The sequence below is a fragment of the Vibrio sp. 2132-1 genome (assembly GCF_033344315.1).
The window spans coordinates 1-786 of record NZ_JAWPON010000225.1 but is presented as its reverse complement, the minus strand read 5'-3'; the positions used below and the strand labels follow the sequence as shown (position 1 = coordinate 786).

At 48.1% G+C, this 786-nt stretch carries 1 protein-coding gene; it reads left to right on the top strand.

Annotation, left to right across the window (positions count from 1 at the left end):
- On the top strand, nt 1–786 hold a 786-nt coding region (locus R8N47_RS24580), incomplete at both ends, for a secretin N-terminal domain-containing protein (RefSeq protein WP_318186021.1).

Below are 786 nucleotides of genomic sequence, written 5' to 3'. Positions count from 1 at the left end.
ATGCAGTCGTAGAAATGGACAACGGCGTACTCAAAGTCATCAAAGCAAAAGACTCTAAGACCTCTGCAATCCCTGTTATGGGTGATGGCAGCGCAAAAGGCGATAGCGTCATCACTCGCGTGGTTGCTGTGCGAAATGTCTCTGTTCGTGAATTGTCACCGCTATTGCGCCAGCTGATTGATAATGCCGGTGCGGGTAATGTGGTTCATTACGATCCAGCTAACATCATCCTGATCACCGGTCGTGCAGCGGTAGTAAACCGTCTAGCAGAAATCATCAAACGCGTTGACCAAGCTGGTGACAAAGAGATCGAGCTAGTAGAGCTTCGCAATGCCTCGGCTGCTGAAATGGTTCGTATCGTAGAAGCCCTGAACAAAACGACCAACCAAAAGAGTACGCCTGAGTTTCTTGAGCCAAAAATCGTCGCGGATGAGCGTACGAACTCGATTCTGATTTCTGGCGATCCGAAAGTACGTGCACGCCTGAAACGTTTGATTCGTCAACTTGACGTAGAAATGGCAACGAAAGGTAACAACCGAGTGGTTTACCTTAAGTATGCCAAAGCAGAAGACCTAGTTGATGTACTGAAAGGTGTCTCTGACAACCTGCAAGCCGAAAAACAAGCGGGTCAAAAAGGTGCATCCAGTGCACAACGCGGTGAAGTCGTGATTGCGGCTCATGAAGCAACCAACTCACTTGTTCTGACTGCGCCGCCAGATATCATGATGGCTTTGCAAGATGTAATTTCTCAATTAGATATTCGCCGTGCTCAGGTTCTGATTGAAG